This window comes from Nocardioides sp. PD653-B2 (assembly GCF_002117935.1).
GTDB lineage: Bacteria > Actinomycetota > Actinomycetes > Propionibacteriales > Nocardioidaceae > Nocardioides.
Window position 1 is genome coordinate 113,286 of record NZ_BDJE01000022.1, and the last position, 22,778, is coordinate 136,063.

The 22,778-nt window shown below is 67.6% G+C and carries 20 protein-coding genes and 4 pseudogenes; 14 read left to right on the plus strand and 10 right to left on the minus strand.

Features of this window, described 5'->3' with window-relative positions; translation table 11 throughout:
• Nucleotides 1-12 precede the first annotated feature (12 nt).
• Nucleotides 13-375 (minus strand): ArsR/SmtB family transcription factor, encoded by a 363-nt coding sequence (locus PD653B2_RS10130; RefSeq protein WP_085872250.1) that lies wholly within the window; start codon nt 373-375, stop codon nt 13-15.
• Nucleotides 376-499: 124 nt separating this feature from the next.
• Here PD653B2_RS10130 and PD653B2_RS10135 point away from each other — a divergent pair, with 124 nt between their 5' ends.
• From PD653B2_RS10135 to PD653B2_RS10150, 4 genes are all read left to right on the plus strand, one after another.
• Entirely contained in the window at nt 500-1,165 is a 666-nt protein-coding gene (locus PD653B2_RS10135; protein WP_085872251.1) for a DUF3105 domain-containing protein, read from the plus strand.
• Nucleotides 1,166-1,245: 80 nt separating this feature from the next.
• The gene (locus PD653B2_RS10140) at nt 1,246-1,926 is read left to right on the plus strand and encodes a DUF305 domain-containing protein (protein ID WP_133059059.1); all 681 of its coding nucleotides are present in this window, start codon (nt 1,246-1,248) and stop codon (nt 1,924-1,926) included.
• 71 nt (nt 1,927-1,997) lie between these two features.
• Nucleotides 1,998-2,513, plus strand: a complete 516-nt coding sequence (locus PD653B2_RS10145) for a copper resistance CopC family protein (protein WP_165763418.1) — start codon at nt 1,998-2,000, stop codon at nt 2,511-2,513.
• A 17-nt stretch (nt 2,514-2,530) separates the two neighbouring features.
• The gene (locus tag PD653B2_RS10150; protein WP_085872254.1) at nt 2,531-4,516 is read left to right on the plus strand and encodes a cytochrome c oxidase assembly protein; all 1,986 of its coding nucleotides are present in this window, start codon (nt 2,531-2,533) and stop codon (nt 4,514-4,516) included.
• On the opposite strand, the gene lnt (PD653B2_RS10155) is transcribed toward PD653B2_RS10150, so the two are convergent.
• The gene (gene lnt / locus PD653B2_RS10155) at nt 4,495-5,988 is read right to left on the minus strand and encodes an apolipoprotein N-acyltransferase (RefSeq protein ID WP_085872255.1); all 1,494 of its coding nucleotides are present in this window, start codon (nt 5,986-5,988) and stop codon (nt 4,495-4,497) included. The genes PD653B2_RS10150 and lnt (PD653B2_RS10155) overlap by 22 nt on opposite strands.
• A gap of 146 nt (nt 5,989-6,134) precedes the next feature.
• Between lnt (PD653B2_RS10155) and PD653B2_RS10160 the strand changes: the two genes are divergently transcribed.
• From PD653B2_RS10160 to PD653B2_RS10170, 3 genes are read left to right on the plus strand one after another with little or no spacing between them, the layout of a single operon-like run.
• Nucleotides 6,135-6,542, plus strand: coding sequence for a BlaI/MecI/CopY family transcriptional regulator (locus PD653B2_RS10160; RefSeq protein ID WP_242665233.1), 408 nt, complete (start codon nt 6,135-6,137; stop codon nt 6,540-6,542).
• Nucleotides 6,539-7,576, plus strand: coding sequence for a M48 family metalloprotease (locus PD653B2_RS10165; protein WP_085872256.1), 1,038 nt, complete (start codon nt 6,539-6,541; stop codon nt 7,574-7,576). Before PD653B2_RS10160 ends, PD653B2_RS10165 begins: the two co-directional genes overlap by 4 nt.
• A gap of 58 nt (nt 7,577-7,634) precedes the next feature.
• A complete protein-coding gene (locus tag PD653B2_RS10170; protein ID WP_085872257.1) occupies nt 7,635-8,270 on the plus strand; it encodes a TlpA family protein disulfide reductase in 636 nt (211 codons plus the stop codon).
• Nucleotides 8,271-8,392: 122 nt separating this feature from the next.
• Here the strand turns inward: PD653B2_RS10170 and PD653B2_RS10175 are convergent, their stop codons facing one another.
• Complete coding sequence (locus tag PD653B2_RS10175) at nt 8,393-9,709, minus strand: hypothetical protein (protein WP_085872258.1); 1,317 nt, start codon at nt 9,707-9,709, stop codon at nt 8,393-8,395.
• Nucleotides 9,710-10,153 carry a hypothetical protein gene (locus PD653B2_RS24610; protein WP_133059058.1) on the minus strand — a complete coding sequence of 148 codons (444 nt, stop codon included), beginning with the start codon at nt 10,151-10,153 and terminating at the stop codon, nt 9,710-9,712. It abuts the gene before it with no gap.
• 1,011 nt (nt 10,154-11,164) lie between these two features.
• Here PD653B2_RS24610 and resB point away from each other — a divergent pair.
• Both resB and ccsB read left to right on the plus strand, forming a co-directional pair.
• Nucleotides 11,165-12,618: pseudogene (resB, locus tag PD653B2_RS10185) on the plus strand (cytochrome c biogenesis protein ResB).
• A 316-nt stretch (nt 12,619-12,934) separates the two neighbouring features.
• Nucleotides 12,935-13,585, plus strand: a pseudogene (gene ccsB / locus PD653B2_RS10190) (c-type cytochrome biogenesis protein CcsB).
• Between the two features lie 13 nt (nt 13,586-13,598).
• Here the strand turns inward: ccsB and PD653B2_RS10195 are convergent.
• Nucleotides 13,599-14,510 carry a cation diffusion facilitator family transporter gene (locus PD653B2_RS10195; RefSeq protein ID WP_085872260.1) on the minus strand — a complete coding sequence of 304 codons (912 nt, stop codon included), beginning with the start codon at nt 14,508-14,510 and terminating at the stop codon, nt 13,599-13,601.
• Between the two features lie 249 nt (nt 14,511-14,759).
• On the opposite strand from PD653B2_RS10195, the gene PD653B2_RS10200 reads away from it, so the two are divergent.
• The 3 genes and pseudogenes from PD653B2_RS10200 to PD653B2_RS25635 all read left to right on the plus strand — a co-directional run bounded on the left by PD653B2_RS10200 (nt 14,760) and on the right by PD653B2_RS25635 (nt 17,333).
• Nucleotides 14,760-15,155, plus strand: coding sequence for a copper resistance CopC family protein (locus PD653B2_RS10200; protein ID WP_085872261.1), 396 nt, complete (start codon nt 14,760-14,762; stop codon nt 15,153-15,155).
• 725 nt (nt 15,156-15,880) lie between these two features.
• Nucleotides 15,881-17,008: pseudogene (locus tag PD653B2_RS26045) on the plus strand (cytochrome c oxidase assembly protein); the annotation flags it as partial.
• Nucleotides 17,009-17,051: 43 nt separating this feature from the next.
• Nucleotides 17,052-17,333 (plus strand): hypothetical protein, encoded by a 282-nt coding sequence (locus tag PD653B2_RS25635; RefSeq protein WP_085894321.1) that lies wholly within the window; start codon nt 17,052-17,054, stop codon nt 17,331-17,333.
• Here PD653B2_RS25635 and lnt (PD653B2_RS25640) read toward each other — a convergent pair.
• Together lnt (PD653B2_RS25640) and PD653B2_RS10215 are read right to left on the minus strand one after the other, a co-directional pair.
• A complete protein-coding gene (gene lnt / locus PD653B2_RS25640; RefSeq protein ID WP_085872263.1) occupies nt 17,291-18,829 on the minus strand; it encodes an apolipoprotein N-acyltransferase in 1,539 nt (512 codons plus the stop codon). The genes PD653B2_RS25635 and lnt (PD653B2_RS25640) overlap by 43 nt on opposite strands.
• Nucleotides 18,826-19,632, minus strand: coding sequence for a cytochrome c biogenesis CcdA family protein (locus tag PD653B2_RS10215; RefSeq protein WP_089503927.1), 807 nt, complete (start codon nt 19,630-19,632; stop codon nt 18,826-18,828). Before PD653B2_RS10215 ends, lnt (PD653B2_RS25640) begins: the two co-directional genes overlap by 4 nt.
• A 125-nt stretch (nt 19,633-19,757) precedes the next feature.
• Between PD653B2_RS10215 and PD653B2_RS10220 the strand changes: the two genes are divergently transcribed.
• Together PD653B2_RS10220 and PD653B2_RS10225 are read left to right on the plus strand one after the other, a co-directional pair.
• Nucleotides 19,758-20,129, plus strand: a complete 372-nt coding sequence (locus tag PD653B2_RS10220) for a BlaI/MecI/CopY family transcriptional regulator (RefSeq protein ID WP_207559474.1) — start codon at nt 19,758-19,760, stop codon at nt 20,127-20,129.
• Nucleotides 20,126-21,082 carry a M56 family metallopeptidase gene (locus tag PD653B2_RS10225; protein ID WP_085872265.1) on the plus strand — a complete coding sequence of 319 codons (957 nt, stop codon included), beginning with the start codon at nt 20,126-20,128 and terminating at the stop codon, nt 21,080-21,082. The genes PD653B2_RS10220 and PD653B2_RS10225 overlap by 4 nt, the downstream gene beginning before the upstream one ends.
• A gap of 100 nt (nt 21,083-21,182) precedes the next feature.
• On the opposite strand, the pseudogene PD653B2_RS25645 reads toward PD653B2_RS10225, so the two are convergent.
• The 3 genes and pseudogenes from PD653B2_RS25645 to PD653B2_RS10235 form a co-directional block, all read right to left on the minus strand.
• A pseudogene (locus PD653B2_RS25645) lies at nt 21,183-21,452 on the minus strand (DUF3152 domain-containing protein); the annotation flags it as partial.
• Nucleotides 21,453-21,901: 449 nt separating this feature from the next.
• Nucleotides 21,902-22,453 (minus strand): TlpA family protein disulfide reductase, encoded by a 552-nt coding sequence (locus PD653B2_RS10230; protein ID WP_165763419.1) that lies wholly within the window; start codon nt 22,451-22,453, stop codon nt 21,902-21,904.
• Between the two features lie 123 nt (nt 22,454-22,576).
• The coding region (locus PD653B2_RS10235) for an integrase core domain-containing protein (RefSeq protein WP_165763420.1) at nt 22,577-22,778 on the minus strand (202 nt) is incomplete at its 5' end.

Here is a 22,778-nt window from a genome sequence, read left to right on the forward strand (position 1 = left end):
TCCGGATGTGCGTCATGCGCCGACTCCGACGTTGGGGCACAGCGTGACGGCCTCACCGGTCGCCTCGAGGACGAACTCGGCTGCACGGAACAGCTCATTGAGCGGGACGGTCTCCACGAGTGAATAGACCGAGGCGCGCCCCTGAGGTTGAGACTCCACCAGACCGCAATCCCTCAAGCACGCGAGGTGGGTAGACACCGTCGACTGGGCCAAACCGAGATGGCTGACCAAGTCGACGACGCGGTGCGGGCCCAGCGTCAGGTGGCGCAAGATCGCCAGCCGCGAAGGATCGCCGAAGGCGCGGAACAGGCAGGCAGCCGCCGTTAGCGAATCGACCTCGATCGTCGGATCGACTGTTGCAGATGCCATCGTCATACACCGATATTATCGTCTTTGAGCGAGTAAGTCGAGAGCGAAACGGGTGACCACCAACCACCTACTACGATGATGCATAGTAGTTCCCCCGTCCATGACCTCTCGCAAATCTGGAGCCCAACAGATGGGTACACCGAACCAACCGGGCCGACAGCGCACGGAGCGCGTACAGGAGCTTCGCCTCACGCAGGCGAGGCGTGAACGCCGCCGCACCCTCCTCCTCTGGGCCGGGGTCGCCTTTGCGCTCGTCTTGATCGCTGCCGGGCTCGGCGTTGCCGCGCGCGAGTCGGGCAGCGTCGAGCAAACCCTTGACACGGCGACGACGCCCACCGCGGACCTGTCGGCGGTCGAGCAGTACGACGTCAAGAGCGACCACGTCACTGGCCAGCTCGACTATGCGCAGACACCGCCGGCCGGCGGTCCGCACAACCCGATCTGGCTCAACTGCGCCGTGTACGACACCGCCGTGCCGAACGAGAACGCCGTGCACTCGATGGAGCACGGCGCCATCTGGATTACCTATGACCCAGACTTGCCGGAGACCGACATCGCGCTTCTTCGCGAAGCGACGCCAGACAGCTACGCGATCTTGTCGCCTTTCGACGGTGCGCCAGCGCCCGTCGTGGCGTCCGCCTGGGGCGCGCAGTTGCAGTTGGACGGTGCCGATGACCCGCGGCTTGCGCAGTTCATTGCGGCCTATCGCATGGGCGGCAACGCACCGGAGATCGGCGCCTCTTGCTCGGGCGGCTCCGACGGCACGCTGGCCCTCGACGCGTCGAACGGCATGTGATCTCAGTGGACCTACTGGGGAGCGCGGCGCCAAGGGCTCGTGGACGCCGGGCGGGGCTCGCCGCCCTGGGCGTCGCCCTGTTGACTCTGGCCGTCGTCGCGGGCTACTTGGCGGGGACTCAGGCGGAGGGGTCTGCAGCAAGAGAAGGCGGCAACAATGCTTCTTCGACCGTCACCACGGCATCGCAGCCGAACGAGGCCGACATCGGCTTCGCCCGTGACATGCAAGTGCATCACGCCCAAGCCGTGGAGATGAGCTTCCTGATCCGTGATCGGAGCACCGATCCGATCATCGACACGATCGCCTACGACATCATCACCAGCCAGCAACAGCAGATGGGACAGATGTACGCCTGGCTGGCGATGTGGGACGTGCCCCAGACCGGGGACGAACCGCGCATGGCGTGGATGGTCAACAGCGAGTCGTCATCGGCAACGCCGGAGATGCCTGGTCACGATATGGACGATGGTTCCGCGATGCCAGGTGACATGGACATGGACATGGGTTCCGCGCCGATGCCTGGAATGGCGACTGAAAGTCAGCTCACACAACTGCGCGGAGCAGATGGTCGAGCCGCCGAGCGGTTGTTCCTGCGGCTAATGATCCGTCACCACCAAGGCGGCATTGCAATGGTGCGGGCTTGGGAGACTCTGGGCAACAGCATGACGGTCGACTACCTGGCCGCGGCGATGATCACGGCCCAGACGGTGGAGATCGGCCAAATGGAGCAGCTTCTTGTCGACCGGCGGGCCAAGCGATGACAACACCGCGTCGAGGATCTCTCCTGGTAACGCGTGCCGTCGTCGTGGTGACCCTAACCGGGATCGCACTCTTGTCCGGCGCAACCGCGGCCTCGGCGCATACCGAGCTCGTCTCGTCATCGCCGACTGCCGGCGCCACCTTGGAGGTGGCCCCCCACGACGTCACGCTGACCTTCAACGAAGTAGTCGCCCCCGACCTTGCGGTCGTCACGCTCGCAATCGATGACGCTCGGCCCCAGTCCCTGACTGTGGAGGTCGGGGAGCCGACAAGCACGGTCGTCGCGACGATCCCTGGCCAGGCCGGCACTGCCGAGCCCGGCCAGATTGTGAGCTGGACCGTGTCCTACCGCGTCGCCTCGGACGACGGACACCCGGTGGAAGGGCAACTCACCTTCACGGCCCCAAGCCCCGACGCCGCACCGTCAGGCGGACCGGCCGTGTCCAGTGCGAACAGAGGGTCCCACCCCAACGCGTCTGGCAACGGAACCGACTGGTCGACGATCGTGCTTGCGGCGGTGACGGTCGGCGGAGTCGCGGTTCTCTGCGGTCTGGTGATCCGGGCGCGACGACGGGCAGAGCCTCAGTGAGGCGTTCTGTCGTTGCGATGGGCGCCGCCGCCGTTCCACCGCTGACGGCGATCGCGCTACTGACCGCTACCGGCGGATTCGCCGAGGCGATTCCCGGCCTGCCGACACCCGGTCGAGCCGTCAGTGTCGGATTGCCACTCATTCAGGCCAGTCGTGACCTCGCGGCAGCATTCACCGTTGGCGCACTTGTCCTCGTTGCCACCTGTCTTCCGCCGGATGACCCCACACAGGCCAAGCGGCTTACAGGTCACCGACGACATCTGGTGGACCTGGCCGGTACCTGCGCAGCATTGTGGGCTGGTCTCAGTCTGGCGCTCGCAGGCTTCACCTACGCCGACCTGGCAGGCGTGGGTCTGGGAGCACCGACTTTCGTCCGCGAAGCGACGTTCTTCACCACGTCCTACGAACTGGGTCGCTATCTCCTGACGAGCGCCGCGCTGGCATTGGTCGTCACAGTCGGGGCCCTCGTCGCGCGCCACATCCACACTGCCGGAGTCCTGTCCGTAGTCGCCCTGATCGGGTTGTGGCCACTGGCGCTGACGGCGCACGGCGCAGGAACGCTGCGGCATGACATTGCAGTCGACGTACAAGCCGCCCACCTGGTCGGCGTCTCGGTGTGGGTCGGGGGCCTGCTCGGAGTGTGGCTCGTCCATAGCCGTCTCGGCGAGGGTCTGCTGCCGACGGTGCGGCGCTACTCAGTTCTCGCTGGGTGCTGTTTCGTGCTGGTCAGCCTGTCGGGTGTCATTGCCGCGGCGCTACGACTCAACGACTGGTCGGCGTTGCGTTCGGACTACTCCTTGTTACTGGCCGTCAAGGTTGCGGCCCTCATCGTCCTTGGACTGTTCGGCCTCCTGCAGCGCCGGCGCAGCATCGTAGCCATGGCCGCATCGCGACCACATGCGTTGGCCAAGCTGATCGCCGTCGAGGCTGTCGTCATGCTCGGCGCCACGGGCGCGGCGGTCGCTCTCAACCGGACCGCTCCCCCGGCGCCGTCTGGCGGCCAGCCGATCCTGACAACTGCCGAGTCGATTCTCGGTTACCAGATGCCTGGTCCACTCGGCGTGGAGGAGTGGTTCACCGCCTGGCAGATCGACAGCTTCTGGCTACCGATCGCCGCGCTGTCCGTCGTCCTATATGTGGGCGGCGTCGTGCGGCTGCGACGACGGGGCGACGGGTGGCCCCGGTACCGCACCTTTAGTTGGCTGGTGGGCTGGATGCTTTTCATCTGGGCTACCAACGGCGCCCCCGGGGCCTACGGCCGAGTCCTGTTCAGCATGCACATGGTGCAGCACATGACCCTCGCGACGACGGTGCCGGTACTGCTGGTGCTCGGCGCCCCGGTGACGCTGGCACTACGCAGTCTTAAACGCCGCTCCGATGGGTCAATGGGCCCGCGGGAATGGTTGCTCGCCACGGTGCACGCACCGCTCATGCGATTGGTCGCCAACCCGATCGTCACCGGCATTCTCTTCGTCGGCAGCCTCGTCGTCTTCTACTACAGCTCGCTCCTCGGCCTGTCCCTCGAGACCCACACGGGTCACGTGCTGATGACGTTCCACTTCCTGGTCGTCGGCTACCTGTTCGCTGGGAGCCTGGTTGGTATCGACCCGGGACTGCGTCAACCGACCTACCCGTTGCGGGTGCTCATGGTGATGGTCACCTTCGGCTTCCACGCCTTGTTCTCGGTATCACTCATGGCCAGCAACCAGGTCCTCGCCGAGGATTGGTTCTACCAATTGCCCCGTGACTGGGGTCGGTCGCTGGGTGACGACCAGTACCTGGGCGCGTCGCTGGGCTGGGCGCTCGGTGACTACCCGCTCGCGCTGCTGGCTGGGGTGCTCGTGGTCCTCTGGGTCAGAGCCGATCGGCGTGAAAGCGCGCGGTTCGACCGGCAAGAGAGCCGCGATGGAGATGCTCAGCTGCGCAGCTACAACGCCTACTTGGGGCAACTCGCCGACGCCCGCACTGATCGGTCCAGCGATCAGCGCTCGGACGAGTCCTGACGCCGCTTGGTCGCTGCAGCGGCGAGCAGCGCCAGGGCAGCGAGCATGAGGCAGGCGTAGGACGGACCTCGGCCCAGCCTGACTGCGAGCGTCTGATGGGTGGCGAGTGGCACCGTCACCACCTTCGCGGTACTCACCCGTTGGGGCAGGCGGGCGATGATCGAGCCGTCGGGCGCGATGGCGCCTGACTGTCCATTGACCGAGGCCACGACGACCGACCGACCGGTCTCGATGGCTCTCGCCCGGCTGATGGCGAACTGTTGATCCAGCTGGTTCGTGCCGAGGAACATCGCGTTGCTGGTCTGGATCGTCAGCAGTTCAGCACCCGCTCGCACCTGGGGAGCCAGGACGTCGTCGTAGGCCACGTCGAAGCAGAGCGCGTCACCGACTCGCAGACCGGCGATGTCCAGCGGCTCGGATGATGAGCCGGGTTGCATCTCGCGGGTGATGGCATCGAGGCGCGGCGAGAAGCCAGCTAACAGACTCCTAAGTGGGATGTACTCCCCGAACGGAACAAGGTGTTGCTTGGTGTATCGCTGCGCCTGGGCACCGTCTGCGTCCCAGACCAGGCCCTGGCTGAAGGCCTCATCGGGATCGGGCGCGTCCGCAATTGCGCCGAGGAAGATGGGAACGCCGCTCACCGACCTCGCGTCGGTGAGTGCTTTAGCTGCCTGCTCGTCCGATGTCGGGTCCACAGCCGTGGCGTTCTCTGGCCACAGCACGAAGTCGACGCTTGGCGACCCCGCCGCGCGTCGATCAATGGCCAGTTGCCCGGTCAGATCCGCGTGCCTGTCGGTCACCTGGCGGTGGAAGCGCACCAGCTCCGTACCATCACCGGGAACGCCGCCCTGCACAATCGCGACGCGGGCAGTGCCCGTCGCCACGGCCGCGGGTGCCAGCCAGCCGATGAACCAGCTAGTCGCCACGAGGACCAGCACCGAGACAACCTGCCAGTTGCGTCGAGCAGCGCCTGCTGCCAGCAACGCACCGACGGCGCTCCCGACAAGTGCCACCACAAAGCCCGTACCTGTCACGCCGAGAAGGGCCAACAACCCGGACCAGGGCGAGCCAACCGCGGCATCACCTAGCCGGCCCCAAGGCAGCCCGCCCAGCGACCACTTCGACCGCACGACCTCGACGGCTATCCACATGACCGCGGCCCAGACGGGCCACCCGGGCAGACGTCGCACGGCGACAAGCGCGCAGCCGAGGATCGCGAACCAGACCGACACGACCGTCGTCACCAGCACCCAGGCTTCGCTTCCAATCGCATCGCCGAGCCACGCCAACAGTGGTCCGAAGAAGGCCAACCCGAAGACCCAACCGCGCAGCGCTGCTTGACGGTAGGTCGAACGGGCGACGGCAAAGACAAGCGCCGCGACTCCCAGGGGAGCGAAGTACGGCACGGCCACCGGATCGAACGCAGCGCCGAGGCAGAGCCCGCCGGCCAGCGCTACCGCAAGGGGCGGCATCGTCCGATCGGACGGGCGCGCTCGCTATTGGCCGCGCAGTGTCGAGCTCGCTTGCCCACGCTTTGCCTCCCAACAACGCCTCGATCAGCTCCAGGCCGAGCTGACCGAGCAGCGCCCTAGAATATCTACTATGCAGCATCGGAGTTGTGGTCGAGATCGAGGAAGGTGTTGAGGTGAAGGGGCTCGGAGAGCTTGAAGCAGCCGTCATGCAGCGACTCTGGGAGTGGGATCGCCCCGTACCGGTCCGGACTGTCCTCGAGGACTTGCAGCGAGAACGCGCACTCGCTTACACGACGGTGATGACCGTGCTCGACAACCTGCACACCAAGGGCTTCGTCCAGCGTCACAAGGACGGGCGGGCGTATGTCTACGAGCCCGCGTTCAGTCGGGAACAGCACGCCTCGGAGCTGCTCGGCGAGGTGCTCGCCCAGTCGAATGACCGGAGCGCGACCTTGCTGCACTTCGTCGGCCAACTCTCCCTTGACGAGGCCGCGACGTTGCGGGCGGCATTGAACGACCCGTCGGGCGCCGCCGGAACCGAGTCATCACCATGATCGCCGCGATCGCCCTCCTTGTTTTTGCCTCCCTCGCCGTGTCCGGCGCGTCGTTGCTTGCTAACGCAGACTGGCCGTCGCGCGCGCCGGCTTTGGCGATCTGGGCGTGGCAGTGTCTGAGCGGCGGCGCGGCACTGGCCCTCGTCTTCGCCGGCTTGGCTGTCGCGCTTCCTGAGACGCCGCTTCGCGCGGCGGTGGCCCGCGCGCTCGAGGCTTGTTCAGTCGCCTTGGCTCGCCACTACTCGACGCCTGGCGGTCTGCCAATCGCCGTCGCGGCACTCACCATCAGCTTGTTCATCGTCGTTCGCTTCGGCTACATGGTGACTCGCGATGCGTCGATGGCGTGCCGCGCGCGACGACGACAACTCGCGACCCTCGGGCTGGTCACCCAGGATCATCCGTCCGGCTTCAAGCTGCTGCCAAACGACCTGCCGATGGTCTTTTGCGTCCCCGGTCGCCGACCAACCGTCGTGGTGACGCGTGGAGCGATCGAGCAGCTCACGACTCAGCAGCTCGACCTGGTGCTGGCACACGAGCGCCAGCACCTGCACGCCCGGCACGACCTGGCACTGACACTTGCAGGCGCACTTGCCCGTACGTTTGGGAACCGTGGGTTGTTCCAGCAGGCCGCTCAACAGATCGCCCAGCTTGCCGAGATGCAAGCTGACGACACGGCGCACCGAGTTGGTGACCGGCGTGAGCTAGCCGAAGCGCTCCTGCGCCTGTCGCCAAGCGGCCGCGACCTCAATGCGGGCGCGACCGCTGCCACCGCGGTCGCCCGGGTGCGGCGCCTGGCAATGCCAGCGGCGCCCCTTATCGCGACCGAGCGTTACACCGCGGCCGTCCTCGGTGCCGCACTGCTGGGAGCGCCGTTCGGCCTGGCCCTCGCCCCGGCAGTCGAGGCCGCCATCCATGACTGCTGCCCGGTGGTGACGGCCGAGCCGGTGTTTCCCGGTCAGACCGCTGTCAGCCCGCCAATGCACCCCGCCAGCCGGACCGACCTTCTCGACATACAGCGCCCGTCTCGGCTGTAGACCCTGCCGGACGGCACCCAGCCCTCTCTACTATGTTCAGTAGTAGAAGGAGGGCTCGATGAGTCAGCAAGACCCGCAACCCGAGGCATCCCCGACTCGAAGCCGCTGGCTGATTGTCGCGATGGTGGCGCTGCCCGTACTCCTGGCTGCAGGACTGTTTGGTGTCGCCCACTCGTGGACGCCGACTGCTGGCCGAAGTGATGGCCCTTCGACGCCTGCCGGATTGACGCTCTTCGAGCCATCCGAGCGGCAGCCGATCCCGCCCATCGGGGGCGCTGACCTCGAAGGTAAGCCGCTCAACACTGACAAGTACGCCGGGAAGATCCTCGTCTTCAATCTGTGGGGCTCCTGGTGCGCACCATGCCGAGCGGAAGCACCGGCGCTCGCCGAGGTAGCAACTGCCACCCGCCGACAAGGCGTCCAGTTCATTGGAATCAACACGCGCGACAATGAGAGCGGCGCTCAAGCGTTCGTCAGCGACTACGCAATCCCGTACCCGAGCTTCTTCGATCGAGACGGCCGTGTCATTCTCCACTTCCAAGGCATCGCGCCGCTCCGCGCTGTTCCGAGCACGATCTTTGTCGATGCGAACGGATCGGTGGCGGCCGTCGCAATCGGCGAGATCGGAAAGAGCACGCTGCAGGGCGTGATTGACGATCTCATAGCGGAGCGCAACGGCGAGTCCAGGCCCTAATGTCGCATGGAGGCACGCGGGCCGCATTCCAATCGGTGGCGGGGAAGTTCCACGGGGAGGGATCTCCCCCGGCACCGACGATGCATGCCCAGACTACTATGTTTCATAGTAGATACCAGGAATCAGAGTCCGAAGAGTAGGTACAAGCCAGCAAAGGTGTACAGCGTCATGGCGGCCAGTAGCGGCAACTGGCCCGTGACCTGGTGTTGACGTGGCAGGACGCTGAGCGCACGGTCGTGAGCCGCGATCACGCCGAGGACATGTCCCGTAACGATCGACGCGACCTTGATGCTCGCCAGCATCGAGGGGTGGAGAGACAGCCAGAAGTTAGGCTGCCAGCCCGCCGTACCGAACAGATTGGCGCCGTTCCCCAGGGGGTCGCTGATCTGAGCCAGCGTCTGCTGTCCGACCTCGACGAAGAAGGTCAGGTAGTGGGCGATCATGTAGCCGACCACAATCGGCACGAGTGAGTGGGCGAACGTCGCGGGCAGGTCTCGCCTGCGCATGGTCGTGTCGACGCCGGTGGCCATCGTGGCCACGACGAAGGTGACGCCCACGATGCTGCACGCACCGACCAGCAGTGTTGTGTTGATGAGCGTGATGTCAGCAGTGGTGGACTGGCTGAACTGCACCCAGGACCTCGAGGAGCGAAAGCTGTCGAAGGCAGTGCTCCCGAGCAGGACTGCGACGACAGCCACCAGACCCACACGGGCTGAGATCTCGGCGAGGTTGCGCATCGGAGCGCGGATGACGAGGGCGCCGTCGGGGCGGCGGCCGAAGATCGAGAGATGACCGACCAGCGTTGAGTAGACCTCGAACGGATCAGCTCGCTCGAACCACGTCGACCCGAACACCGCGCCACCCACCAACATGATCGCGAAGTAGATGGCGAACCACAGCCTGACTGGCCCGAGGTAGGTCGAGTCGGGAGAAACCAGTTCCAGCCACACGAAAGCCAGCAAGCCAGCGGCGGCCGGCCAAGTCCCCAACCAGGTTGGGTAGACCCGCAAGCCGACAGCCGGGTCGCCACGCAACGCTTTCATCATCAGCAGGTGGATGGTGCGCGCGGGCGACACCGCCTTGAAGAACAGACCAAACAGGAGCGACGTCGGGACGATCCCGACCCACAGCCAGACGTAGACGACCCCAAAGGTCGGGTTGGTGACAAGGTCTTGACCGGCGACCGCGGCAACGGCGACGAACCCGAAGAACACCAGGCCGGCGGATCGCAGTGCGGCGGCCAGGGTGACGCCGTCGAGAAAGCGCGCCACCCGGACGGGAACGGTTCGACCCACTCGCGGATTGGTGAACCGCGGCTCACGCCAGGCAAACAGCAAGATGACAAACGACAAGGCGAGTGCCGCGGTGCCACCGAGGACGGCGAACGAGGCTGGGATCGGGAGGTCGCTCCCGCCCCCTAGCCCGTGCGCGACGTTCACCTACTGAACCTCAACCTGAGCCACAACCGCGCTCGTGTCGTGCTCTTCAATCTCGACGATGCCGGGGATCTTGATGACGAGCTCGGAGGTCGACGTTCCACTCTTGAAGTCGATGAACTGCTGGGGCTTGGAGTGCACGTGCAGCTGACCAGCACGGTCGGATTCCACCCGGACCAGCAGCGTCTCGCCGGCATCGACCTGGATGCGTTCGGCATTGGGCGACACCGAGTCGCCCTTGACTGTCACATCCAGGGTGGGTCCCGATTCAGATCCCGGGGCGGACGTCGGAGGCGTCGCCGGTGTGGCGGCGGAATCAGATGAGGCCCCAGACGTCGGAGCGGACTCGGGCGGAGATGAAGTCGGCTCCTCGCTGCCTGAGCACGCCGTAAGAGCCAATGCGGCCAGGATGCCGATGGTGATCGATTTGACCTTGTAACTGCGCACGAGTGGTGTCCGCCCTGTCTGGTGAGACGCGCCCGCCGCGAGCGCCAACATAGAACCGTTTCGGACCGAGGATGTTTGGGAGTGCTCCATCGCTCTTGCTCTTGGCGTCTCTCGATGCAACTTTCCCGACGGCCACGGGCGCGGTAGGCCGTGTCAATCTACTATACAACCTAGTAGAGATGAGTTCCAGCAACCCCGATCGAGAGGTGGGCCGGCGCCATGACCGAGACGGTCGTCCTATTTTCCACCGCCCGTAACTCTCGAACTTCGCGCGGAGTCTGTACACCTTCGGAGGCCTCTACCTGCTATTTGGCCTCTGACAAACCCTGACCGGAGCCTCGGCCGGCCCACACTGGGGGCCGTGGATGCGTAGCGGGGTCACGCACCCGCGAGCGATTGACCGAGGCGATCCGAACGCGGATGTAGCAGCGTCGCACGCCGCGGTGACGCTGCTACCTGTGGTCGAAGGGGAAGACCCACCGGAACGGGGACAGCCCAGGTCTGCGACACCAGCACGGCGCAGAACAGCCGCACCGGGTCACACCGGTTACCTCGAGGATCTTGCTCAACAGCGCGGCCAGCAGGTAGACCCCCAGGAGCATCCCGGCAACGCGTCTCATCTGAGCACTGTAGGCGCCGGTTCGCAGCCAAACCGACGCCGTCCTCCACAACTCACTTCAGGGCTCACCTGGAACCTCGCCGGTTGGGTAGGAAGCGCGGCCAGAGCGCGCCGGCGTCTCAAGGAACCACCCATTGACGGGCTTGATCGTTGTCTACTATCTGGCTTAGTAATAGCCTGAGGTGGCACCGGAGGTGGCGGGGTGAGCCCTTCCCCGTGGCTCCCCCGCCACCGACCCATTGAGACGGACCAGTCGCGACGACCATACGAAGGCCACGGTGACCACACAGGTCGAGCCCGACCCGGAAGCGGACGCCCCAGCCGCGGCACAACGGTCGCGAGCTGCGCACGGCTGGGGCTGGTGTCGGTGGATCTGGCGCTCGCTGACCTCCATGCGCACTGCGGTCATCCTGCTCGCCCTGCTGGCAGTTGCCGCGATTCCAGGCTCGGTCCTACCGCAGCGCAACGTCGCCACCGACCCGATGTCGGTCGTGGTCTTCGCCGGGGACCATCCGACGCTGTATCCCTGGCTCGACCGGCTGGGAATGTTCGACGTCTACGCATCTCCCTGGTTCGCTGCCATCTACCTGCTGCTGCTGGTTTCCATGACGGGATGCGTCCTGCCGCGCTGTCTGCGGCTCTGGCGAGCCGTCCGGACCCCACCTCCGCCCGCGCCGCGCACCCTCGGAAGATTCGAGGGCTACCGCTCCTGGGAGTCCGACCGTGACCCGGACGCCCTGCTCGCCGACGCCCGGACGGTCCTGCGCAAGCATCGTTTCCGGGTCGTCTCCACTCCCGTCGAAGTACGGGCCGAGCGGGGATACCTCCGCGAGGTCGGCAACCTGCTGTTCCACCTGTCGCTGCTCGTCCTCCTCTTCGGAGTGGCAGCGGGACGGCTCCTCGGCTTCGAGGGCCGGGTCGCTCTGGCCGAGGGCTCGTCCTTCACCAATGTGCGCGCGGAGTACGACGTCTTCACGCCGTCCGTCTGGACCGACAGCGACAACCTCGAGCCGTTCTCGATGACGCTCGACGACTTCGAGGTGGAGTACGAGATGGAGGGCTCCAAGAGCGGGGAGCCCCGACTCTTCGCCGCGGACGTGTCATACGCGACCGGTTTGGACGGCGCACCGCGTCAGGTCGAGGTCCGCCCGAACAACCCGCTGGACGTCAACGAGACCAAGATGTTCCTGACCGGCCACGGGTATGCGCCGCGGGTGACGGTCCGAGACGGCACGGGGTCCGTCGTCTTCGCCGGTCCGGTCATCTTCCTCCCGAACGACGCGACGTACGCCTCCGACGGAGTGGTCAAGGCACCTGATGCCCAGCCCACCCAGCTCGGGTTCGAGGGGTTCTTCCTCCCGACGTCCGCCGTCGACGAGCGAGGTCCGTACTCCGCCTTTCCGGATGCCCTCGACCCCCAGCTGGTCCTGACCGCCTACACAGGCGACCTGGGACTGGGCAGCGGCCAACACAGTCCGTGTTCACCCTGGACAAGTCCGCCCTGACTCAGGTGCGCGAGGCGGGGGACGAGCCGTACACACGCGCACTGTCGGTCGGCGAGACCATGACCCTCCCCGACGGACAGGGCAGCCTGACCTTCGACGGGGTGTCCCGGTTCGCCAACTTCCAGGTCGCGTACGACCCCGGCAAGGAGCTCTCCCTCTTAGCCGCCGTCATGCTGCTGGTCGGGCTCACCACCTCACTCTGCGTGCGCCGTCGGCGTACCTGGGTCCGCGTCACCCGCCTCGACGAGACAGGTCCGGGCGGCCTCTCGACCGTGGAGATCGCCGGACTGTCGCTGACCCGGCGCACACCCCCAACACCGAAACGGACGCTCTTCGGGTAGCGCTCGGCGACCCGGCCCTTAACCCGACTCCGACCGCAAAGGACGTCACGTGACCCTGTCCACCCAGGCCATGGCGCAACTGTCGAACAACCTCGTTTACTCCGCCATCGCGGTCTACGCCATCGCAATGCTGGCCTACGCGGCCGAGGCGGCCGGGCGGACCGCCACGACCACCGGCCCGTCGGAGACGCGCGGAACTGGCAAGTGGTTCCGCCTCGGGGCGGTCGGCACCTCCCTGACGGTGCTGGCGTTCGCGCTCAACAGCGGCGGCGTGCTGGCGCGCGGGCTGGCGGCGCAGCGCGCTCCCTGGGGCAACATGTACGAGTTCGCGATCGTCGGCGCCGTGGCCGCCGGTGGCGCCTACCTCGCGCTGCTCTACCTGCGCCCCGTGCGTGACGTCGGCGTGTGGATCGTCGCGATCGTCCTGCTCGCCCTCGGACTCGCCGTGACCGTCCTCTACACGCCGGTCGACGCCCTCGTTCCAGTCCTCAACAGCTACTGGCTGGTGATCCACGTCGCCGCGGCGATCACCGCCGGAGGCGTGTTCTCGGTCGGCGCCGTCGCGACCGGACTGTTCCTGCTCAAGTCGAGGAGCGAGAAGCGCGCCGCCAGGTCCGGCAACCCACCCGGGCGGCGCTATGCCGCCAGCCTGCCCGCGAGCAGCACCTGGGAGCAGGTCGCCCACACGGCGCACATGTTCGCCTTCCCCATCTGGACCTTCGCCGTGATCGCCGGCGCGATCTGGGCGGAGAATTCATGGGGCCGCTAATGGGGCTGGGATCCGAAGGAGACCTGGGCGTTCATCACCTGGGTCTTCTATGCCGCCTACCTCCACGCCCAGGCCACAGCCGGCTGGCGAGGGGTCAAGGCATCGTGGTTCGCCGTGGCCGGCTACCTGGCGTTCCTGTTCAACTTCTTCGGAGTGAACATGTGGATCACCGGCCTGCACTCGTACGCCGGGGTCTGATCCCGCGCGGGATCTACCAGTTCAGCTCGTCGCAGGCACGGGTCGCCAGCTCCTCGACCTGCAAGGTCGCGTGCGCCACGCCGTGGTTCGTCCGCAGGACCACCTGAGCACTCTGGAGCGTTCCCCGGGCGTCGGCGCCCGCGACGAGGACCAGGTGCGCGGTGGCGACGTTCATCCCCGAGGTCAGGGTCCAGGCGTGAAGGTCGTGCACGTCGGCGACCCCGTCGACGGCGGCGAGGTCGGCGGCGACGACGTCGATGTCCATACCGTTGGGCACGTGCTGTCCGAGGACGGCCAGGACCTCACGGCCGAGCACGACGGCCCGGACGGCGACGAAGCCGCCGATCAGCAGCGCCACGACGGTGTCCCAGATGGAGTCTCCGGTGAGGAGGATGAGGCCACCGGCGATCAGCACCCCCACGCTGCCCATCATGTCGGCGACGACCTCGAAGTAGGCACCCTTTACGTTGAGGGACTCACTGGCTCCGGCGCGGAGCAGGAAAATGCACACGACGTTGATCACGAGACCGAGCAGCCCGACGAGGAGCATCGGGCCGGTGGCGACGTCGACGGACTCACCGATCCGGCCGAGTGCCTCTACGACCACGTAGACGGCGACTCCGAGCATGATCAGGACCGTCAGTCCGGAGGCGAACACCTCGGCGCGGTATGACCCGTAGGTCCGGCGCCCGGTGCTGTCGGGCCTGGTGGCGATCTTCGTGGCCACGAGCGCGGCGCCCAGGGCGACGACGTCCGCCGCCATGTGGCCCGCGTCTGAGATGAGGGCCAGCGAACCGCTGAGGAGTCCGACGACCAGCTCCACCACGAAGAAGACTGCGACCAGACCGAAGGCGATGGTCAGGCGCAGGCGGTACCTTCCGCCGGCGTGACCTCCCGCGGGGGCGTGACCGTGACCCGCACCCATGACGTCAGCCTCCTCGAGCCCGAAGGCACCTTGTGTGAGGGACGGCGTACACGTCCCTGGTTTCAGGTTAGCGACGAGCCAGAGCAGCCCCACCACCCCCATCTACGATACGGGATAGTAGATTGCGGGATCGCCCACCCCGTTGTCTTTCCGGAGTTCTTCTTGTCCGTACGTTCGACCCGCCACGCCCGTCGACCCGGGCTGTTGTGGCGCGTATCCGCCCTGCTGTTGGCCGCGGGATCAGTCCTGATGGCCGCCGCGCCCGCCGATGCGCATGCCGAGCTCATCGCGACCTCACCGGCCTCCGGCTCCATCCACGCGGTGCCTCCCACCGAGTTCACGCTCACCTTCAACGAGCCCGTGGGAGCAGAGTTCACCAGCATGGCTCTGTCGGTCGGCGGTCGTCGCGTCGAGACATTGCCGGTGCGGCAGGGCGCCACCAGCACATCGGTGACCGCGGACCTGAGCGCTGAGGCCTCCGCCAGGCCCGATGGGTCGCCGACCCTCTGGCGTGTGGACTACCGGGTCACCTCGGATGACGGGCATCCGATCCAGGGTCTCGTCAAGTTCGTCGTGGACCCCCGGAGCTCCGTCGAAGGGCGCGGAGTCCTCGGCTCCGGGGGTCGGGACGCACCCGAGCTCTGATGTAGCAGCACCAGGGCGGTCGAGCTCGCGCCTGACGTCCGCAGTCTTTGTCGTGACCGGCCTCGCAGTGGTCGCTACAACAGCGGTCGTTCGGCGGAGGCGGCGCGAGACGGGTGAGATCGGCGACTCGTGAGTCGCCTCGTTGCCGTCGTCGTCGCCCTGGTCGCCCCGGTGGTCGCCATGACGCTCCTGACGGTGACCGGTGGGTTGGCAGCCCAGGCAGTCCCCGGGCTGTCGGACCCAGGAGCGTTCACCCGGTACGGACTCCCCGCGGCGCAGGCACTCCGGGACCTGGGCGCAGCCGTCACGGTAGGAGCCTGGTGCTCGCCGCGTGCTGCATCCCTCCACGAGAGCCCGAGGGCCGCAACCGGGTGGAGGGGGCACGCCGGGTCGCCCTCGATCTGGCCGTAGTCTCTGCGGGGATCTGGCTCTGGAGCGGCCTCGCGCTCCTCGGTTTCACGTTCTCGGAGGCCAGTGGCGACAGTCTTGCCACGGAGGACTCATTGTCCGCGATCGTCTACTTCGCCGAGAACTTCGAGCTGGGCCGCTACCTGACCATCAGCTCGGCCATCGCCGCCTTCGTCTCGGTCGGCTGCCTGATCGCGCGCCGGACGGTCTCCATGGGTCTCCTGGCCGTGGTGGCCCTCCTCGGCCTGTGGCCGATGGCGCTGACCGGGCACGCGGCCGGCACGCTCGAGCACGACAACGCGGTCAACCTGCAGGCCATGCACCTGCTCGGGGTCAGCGTGTGGGCGGGCGGTCTGATCGCACTGCTGGTCACTCGACGCCGCTTGGGGGACTCGCTGGTCCCCACCGTGCGGCGGTACTCGACCCTGGCGGGATGCAGCCTGGTGCTGGTCGCGGTGTCGGGCGCGCTGGGAGCACTCCTGCGCGTGCCCGAGTTGTCGGACCTCGGCTCCTCGTACGGAGCTCTGCTGGCCCTGAAGGTGGGCGCCTTCGCCGTCCTGTGTGGACTCGCGTGGTGGCAGCGACGCCGCCTGATCGGTCGGCTTGCCGCCGGACACCGTCGAGCATTCCTGTGGATCGGGCTGCTCGAGGTCGTGGTACTCACCGCGGCGACCGGGACCGGCGTTGCCCTGAGCCGGACCGCTCCTCCGCCGCCACCCGGTGCCGGGACACCGCTGTCGGCAGCCCAGTCCCTGCTCGGCCACGACCTGCCCCCCGCGCTCGGCGCGGCCGAATGGTTCACCCAGTGGCGTCCGGACATCTTCTGGCTCCCCATCGTGCTCGGCGGCCTCGCCTGGTACCTCGTCGCGGTCTCGAAGCTCCGCGCCCGTGGTGACACCTGGCCGGTGTCGCGCACCATCGCCTGGGTGGTCGGCTCCGTGTTGCTGGTCTGGGCGACCAGCGGCTCGCCCGGCGCGTACGGCCGTGTCCTGTTCAGCATGCACATGGTGGCGCACATGACGATCGCGACAGCGGTGCCGGTCTTCCTCGCCCTGGGCGCCCCGGTGACGCTCGCCCTGCGCACCCTGAACCGGCGCACCGACGGCTCGATGGGCCCCCGGGAGTGGCTGCAACGAGTGATCCACTCCTGGCCGGCCGCCATCCTTGGGAACCCCATCGTCGCGGGGACCCTGTTCATCGTGAGTCTGGCGGCGTTCTACTACTCGTCGCTGTTCGAGCTCTCGTTGCGCACCCACACCGCCCACATCCTGATGGTCGGTCACTTCCGTGCTGGCCGGGTACCTGCTGGCCAACTGCCTGGTCGGCATCGACCCGGGTCCCCGGCGACCTCCGTACCCCCCCCCCGAGCTCTGCTGTTGATGATCACCTTCGGCTTCCACGCCCTGTTCTCGGTGTCGCTGATGGCCAGCAACAAGGTCCTCGCCGAGAGCTCGTTTCGGGGCGCTCGGTCGCGAATGGGGCGAGTCGTTGATCAGCGACCAGTACCGCGGCGCGTCGCTGGGCTGGGCATTGGGCGACCTGCCGCTAGCCATCCTCGCGGGCGCGCTGATCCTGGCCTGGGTCCAGGCCGACCGACGAGAACGGCGGCGGTTCGACCGGAAGGCGGACCGCGACGGGGACAGCGACCTGAACTCGTACAACGACTACCTCAGCCGCTTGGCTGCGGCCTCGGCCAGCGACCAGTCCCGTCCAGAGGAGCGTCCATGTCAGCTGGACACGCCGGCGGACGACCCGACCTCGCGCCGGTAGCCGACTGGCGTTCGACCCCTGGCGGTCTTCCGGAAGGCGAGGGCGAGCGCTCCCAGCGTCACCGCCCACAGGGCATACCGCTCGGCGCTGGCCAACCGGACGGCCGGGGTCAGCCCGCCGCGAAGTGGCACCTCCTCGACCAGGACCTCGGCCCCCTTGACGGAAGCACGGGCCACGACCTGGCCGTCCGCAGCGATGACGCCGGACACCCCGTTGACCGACGCCACCACGATGCTGCGCCCCGTCTCCAGTGCCCGGGCTCTGGTGATGGCGAACTGCTGCTCGAGCTGGGAGGTGCCGATGAAGCTCGCGTTGCTGGTCTGCACGACGACCACACGAGCACCCGACGCCACCTGCGGCCCGACGACGTCGTCGTAGGCGATGTCGAAGCAGATCGCGTCGGCCACCTCGACGCCACCGATGAGCAGTGGCCGGCTGCCCTCCCCCGCTAGCATGTCCCGGGGCACCTGGTCGAGCCGCCCCGTCAGCCCGCCCAGCACAGACCGGAACGGGATGTACTCGCCGAACGGCACCGGATGGTGCTTCGTGTACCGCTCCTTGGCCGGCCCCCGGGCCGACCACACCACGCCCTGGTTCAGGACGTTGTCCGGGTCCGGGGCATCGACCATCGCCCCCACCAGGACCGGCGCCCCGACGGCCTCCACGGCGGCCGATACCCCGGCGTTCGCCACCGGGTCGCGGAAGGGGTCGACCGCGGTCGAGTTCTCCGGCCAGACGACTAGGTCCGGGCGCCGCGCCAGGCCGAGACTGACTCGCCGCCCGAGAGCCTGGGTCAGCTCGACGTGGTTATCCGTCACCTGCCGATGGTTCGCGGCCACCTCGTTGCCGCGCCCGGGAACACCGCCCTGCACGACGGCCACCGTCATCGAGCCAGAGCTCGTCGTGCCGTACGGAACAAGCGCTGGCACCAGAGTCACTCCGACGACGCCCCCGAGCACGGCCAGCCGCCCCGGTGCCAGCTGCGGGAGGTACTCGAGGGACCACACCGCGACCGCCGCGAGCAGCACGAGGAGGAACGTCGTACCGGTGACACCGATGTAAGGCAGCGTCGCCGCCCACGGGGAGTCGACCACGCTGAAGCCCAGACGGCCCCAGGGGAAGCCGCCGAACGGCCACAACCCGCGGAGCAGCTCGACGCTAGTCCACAGCGCCGCCACCCACACCGGCCACCCGGGGAGGCGGGACACGATCCGCATGGCGGCGCCGAGCAGAGCAAACCAGCCGGCCTCGATCAGGAACAGGGCGATCCAGGCGTCGGTGCCGATGGAAGGGCCCAGCCACCGCAGGAGCAGACCCATCAAGCCGACACCGAAGACGAACCCGATACCTGCGCCGGCCAGGAGGGACCGCCCCGAGAGACACGAGATGAAGACGGCGACCGCGCCCGGAGCGAGGTACGGCAGCGCGACCGGTTCGAATGCCCCGGCCAACCCTGCGCCGGCGAGGAGCGCGACGAGCAGGCGAGCAGGTATCACAGCGGGCTCTGCCAGCCGACGACGAGCGACTGCACGGCCGCCAGCGTCGTCGACCAGATGCCCGTCAGCTGCATGACGCCGATCACGACCAGGAGAAGCCCGCCAGCTCGTGTGACTGCGCGTGCGTGCGTGCGCATCCAGCTGAAGGTCCGGGTTGCCCGGCCGACCGTCGCGGCCGCGACCAGGAACGGGATTCCGAGGCCGAGGCTGTAGGCGAAGGTGAGCAGTGCCCCCCGTTCCGCTGTGGCGGTAGTCGTCGACAGGGTGAGCACGGCTGCCAGCGTGGGGCCGATGCACGGCGTCCAGCCGATGGCGAACAGGCCGCCCAGGATCGGCGCTCCCGTGAGGCCCACCCGGGGCTGAAGGCTCGGCTTCACGGTGCGGTTCATCCCAGGAACCCGCGCAAAGACCCCCGCGAACATCAGCCCCATGAGGATGGTCACCACGCCGGACACTCGGACCAGGTCATCCTGGTGGCGGACGAGGGTCTGCCCGAGGGTGCCGAAGAGCGCCCCGTAGCTGGTGAACACGACCGCGAAGCCCAGCACGAAGAGCGCGGCACCGATCAGCGTCCGCGACCTCGCCAGGGTGCGAACCTGGATGCGTGGTGTAGCGAGCACCGTCGAGCCCGACTGCACCCGGCCGGCACGCGTCGCCTCGCTCCGCGAGTCCACCCCGGCGACGCCCGTGACATACGCCAGGTAGACCGGGACCAAGGGCAGCACGCACGGGGAGAAGAACGAGATCAGCCCCGCGGCAATGGCGAACGAGAGCGCGACGACGATGGGTCCACTCAGCACCATGTCCTGCGCGCTGCCGGCAATGGCGACGGGGTGCATGTTGACCTCAGTAGAATCGGCTCGAAGACTTACTATCGACCATAGTAAACGGGGGAACCGGAGCCGTCGGCTCCAGGGAAGGGTGCGACGTGAGGCAGTTGGGTCAGCTCGAGGCAACGGTGATGCAACGCCTCTGGGACTGGGACCGTCCGGTGGCGGTGCGAGATGTGCTCGAGGATCTGCAGAAGAGTCGTGCCATCGCGTACACGACCGTGATGACCGTGCTGGACAACCTGCACAACAAGGGATTCGTTCGCCGCGAGAAGGACGGGCGCGCCTACCTGTACGCGGCCACCCTGACCCGCGAAGCTCACACCGCCAGACTGCTTGAGCAGGTCCTCTCCGAGAGCCCGGACCGGGGCGCCGCACTCCTGCACTTCGTGGGGCACATGTCGGAGGACGAGGTCGCGGACCTGCGCTCGGCTCTGGCCAGCATCGACGCCCCCGAGGCCCGCAAGTGACTGCGCCGTTGGTCCTGCTGGCGTTCGCCGCGGTGGCGGCCGTGGCGGGCAGCCGCCTGCTTGCTCGAAGTTCCTGGGTGCAGCGCTCGCCTCCGTGGGGCATCTGGGCCTGGCAGGCGCTCACCGCCGCAGTAGCGCTCGCCATCGTCATGGCCGGGGTCACGGTCGCCCTGCCCGCGTTGCCGGTCAGGACGCACGTAGCGGATCTCTTCGGGACTACGTCGTTCTATGTCGCCCAGCACTACACGACTCCGGCCGGGGCCGCGCTCGCGGCCGCGTCTGCCGTGCTCACCGCTGTCCTGCTGGTGAGCGTCGCCGCCCAGATCGCCGTTCACCTGCACCGGTCCGCGCGTCAACGCAGGAGCCAGGTCGAGGCACTCGTCATGGTGGGCGTGCAGCATCCCGATGGCTTCGTCGTCGTGGATCACCAGGCACCGGTGGTCTACTGCCTTCCCGGTCGCCGGAGTCAGGTCGTGGTGAGCAGCGCGGCGCTCGAGCTCCTGACTCCTCGTGAGCTGCGTCTGGTCCTCGCCCACGAAGACACGCATCTGCGCGCCCGGCACGATCTCGCCCTTTCCATGGCTGCCGCACTGGAGAAGGCGTTCCTCGGACTTCGGGTCTTCAGCCGTGCCCACGAGCAGATCGCCACGTTGGTCGAGATGCAGGCCGACGACTCTGCTCAGGCATCTGTAGATCGCCGCGCCCTTGCCCGAGCTCTCGTCACGCTCTGTTCCGGCGCCTCGCCGGGGCCGGCACTGGCAGCCGGGGAGACCGCGGCGCTGGCGCGGGTCAGGCGCCTGACGGCGTCGTCAGCGTCGCCCCTGCGCCCGCGCCAAGGGGCACTCGTCGGCGCCACGACTGCCGTCCTCCTGTCCACGCCGCTGGTGCTCGCCCTGGCTCCCGCGCTGGAGGCGACGGTGACCAACTGCTGGTCGGCGACCCACAGCGCGTGAGCTGAGACTCACCGGGCGACGGTGGGCCATGGGTTGGTCGTGCAGCCGTCGAGCCCATAGGTCTGCTGCAGCATGACCGGCGCCGGCTCCCCGCAGTCGGGCACGAGACGTGCCCGTTGCCGAGAGCGTGACCCACTTCGTGGTTGATGACATAGCGGCGGTAGCCGCGGCGATCACCGCGGTAGTCCGGCGTGCCGTAGGCCCAGCGGAGAGCGTTGATCCGACCAGTTCGCCATTGCGGCAGGAGACTCGTCCCAGAGTCTCGAGAGGGGCACAGAGGTTGTCCGTCGTGCCGGGGGTGGCAATCAGAATGCGCAGGTCCGCGGGTGATGGGCCGCGAACGAACCCTCGACCCGTCACCGTCACCCATCCCGTTCGTCGCCGAGGACCGCGTCGACAGAGCGCGCCGTAGCCTCGGGATCGAAACCGAGCCCTTCTTCGACCTCGACCGTGTAGGTCATCGCATTGCTGTCTCCCGCTGGCTCCAGGACTCCACCAGCGACACGGAAGTCGCCGCTCCCGGCATCGGGGACCCGTGCTTCACGGGGTGGCGTTCTGTCGCCAGCTCGAGCATCCCGCGACGCAACATCACCCGCGAACGTCCGGTTCGGCGACAGATCCACTGTCGAGAGCCCGGCCGCCGAGGGCGTGCCGGCGCCAGGCGCGTCCAGCACTGGAGTGACAACACCTGTTCGCGACTCAACCTTGCGCGACTCGGGACTGGTCAGGAGAGCCGTCCCGATACCAACAGCGGTGGCCGTTGCGACGATCCCGGCCCACCGCGCTGTCCGCCGTGGGCTTGCACGGTGACGAGCTGCCTCACGCACCGGGCGAGCCGCCGGCGAGCACCTCGTCGACAATCCCTCGCAGCGTCGAGTACGACGTTGGCCCGACAATGCGACCAGCGATTCGACCAGATGGGTCGACCACCAGGGTGGTCGGCACCGCGGCGACACCCAGCGAGCTGCCGAACGCCAACAGCGCGTTCGCCCCATCCTCCGACGTCAGGCTCGGGTAGGGCACCTTGTTGCTTCGCTCGAAAGCGAGCGCAGCCTCGGGACTGTCGCGAACATTGATCCCGACGAACGCGACCTCGGGATCAGTCTCCCGTGCCACCTGCCTCAGGGCAGGGGTCTCCGTCCTGCACGGGGCGCACCACGAACCCCACACGTTGTAGACGACGACCTTCCCCGCGTTGTCACGACTGTCGAACGGCTGCCCGTCGAGCAGGGTGCCCGCGAACGGCTCGACCGGAACGCGGTCGTCCTCGGTGAACACCTGGATCACCGCGTCACCGCTGCCTTGCGGCCCACCCGCTGCCTCAGTCGAGGCACCCCCGACCACCCAGACACCGATCGCCGCGATGGCCACGACGACGGCAATGGCGACGACCTTCTGGGTGCTCGTCCAGGCGGTCCTACCGTCGGCATCAGAGAACGGAGTCATCGACCTGCTCCTCTCGGGCGCCGGTGAGATCGACGCGGGCGGCCAGCACTAGGTGTTCTGACCGCTGAGGTTAGGTACGAGGTCGGCTGGTGAGAGGCCGCCGAGTGCGGTGTGGCCGCGGTGGTGATTGTAGGTGTGCAGCCACTGTTCGAAGCAGGCTGCGCGCTCGTCCTCGGTGCGGTAGGGGCGGGCGTAGGCCCATTCCTCGAGCATGGTGCGGTTGAGGCGTTCGATGCTCCTATGTTCGTCA

Excerpts from the sequence above, each read along its gene's own strand:
- PD653B2_RS10130 (WP_085872250.1), bottom strand. The coding sequence starts at position 375 with ATGACGATGGCATCTGCAACAGTCGATCCGACGATCGAGGTCGATTCG.
- PD653B2_RS10135 (WP_085872251.1), top strand. The coding sequence starts at position 500 with ATGGGTACACCGAACCAACCGGGCCGACAGCGCACGGAGCGCGTACAG.
- PD653B2_RS10150 (WP_085872254.1), top strand. The coding sequence starts at position 2,531 with ATGGGCGCCGCCGCCGTTCCACCGCTGACGGCGATCGCGCTACTGACC.
- lnt (WP_085872255.1), bottom strand. The coding sequence starts at position 5,988 with ATGCCGCCCCTTGCGGTAGCGCTGGCCGGCGGGCTCTGCCTCGGCGCT.
- PD653B2_RS10165 (WP_085872256.1), top strand. The coding sequence starts at position 6,539 with ATGATCGCCGCGATCGCCCTCCTTGTTTTTGCCTCCCTCGCCGTGTCC.
- PD653B2_RS10170 (WP_085872257.1), top strand. The coding sequence starts at position 7,635 with ATGAGTCAGCAAGACCCGCAACCCGAGGCATCCCCGACTCGAAGCCGC.
- PD653B2_RS10195 (WP_085872260.1), bottom strand. The coding sequence starts at position 14,510 with ATGGGTGCGGGTCACGGTCACGCCCCCGCGGGAGGTCACGCCGGCGGA.
- PD653B2_RS10200 (WP_085872261.1), top strand. The coding sequence starts at position 14,760 with ATGGCCGCCGCGCCCGCCGATGCGCATGCCGAGCTCATCGCGACCTCA.
- PD653B2_RS10215 (WP_089503927.1), bottom strand. The coding sequence starts at position 19,632 with ATGGTGCTGAGTGGACCCATCGTCGTCGCGCTCTCGTTCGCCATTGCC.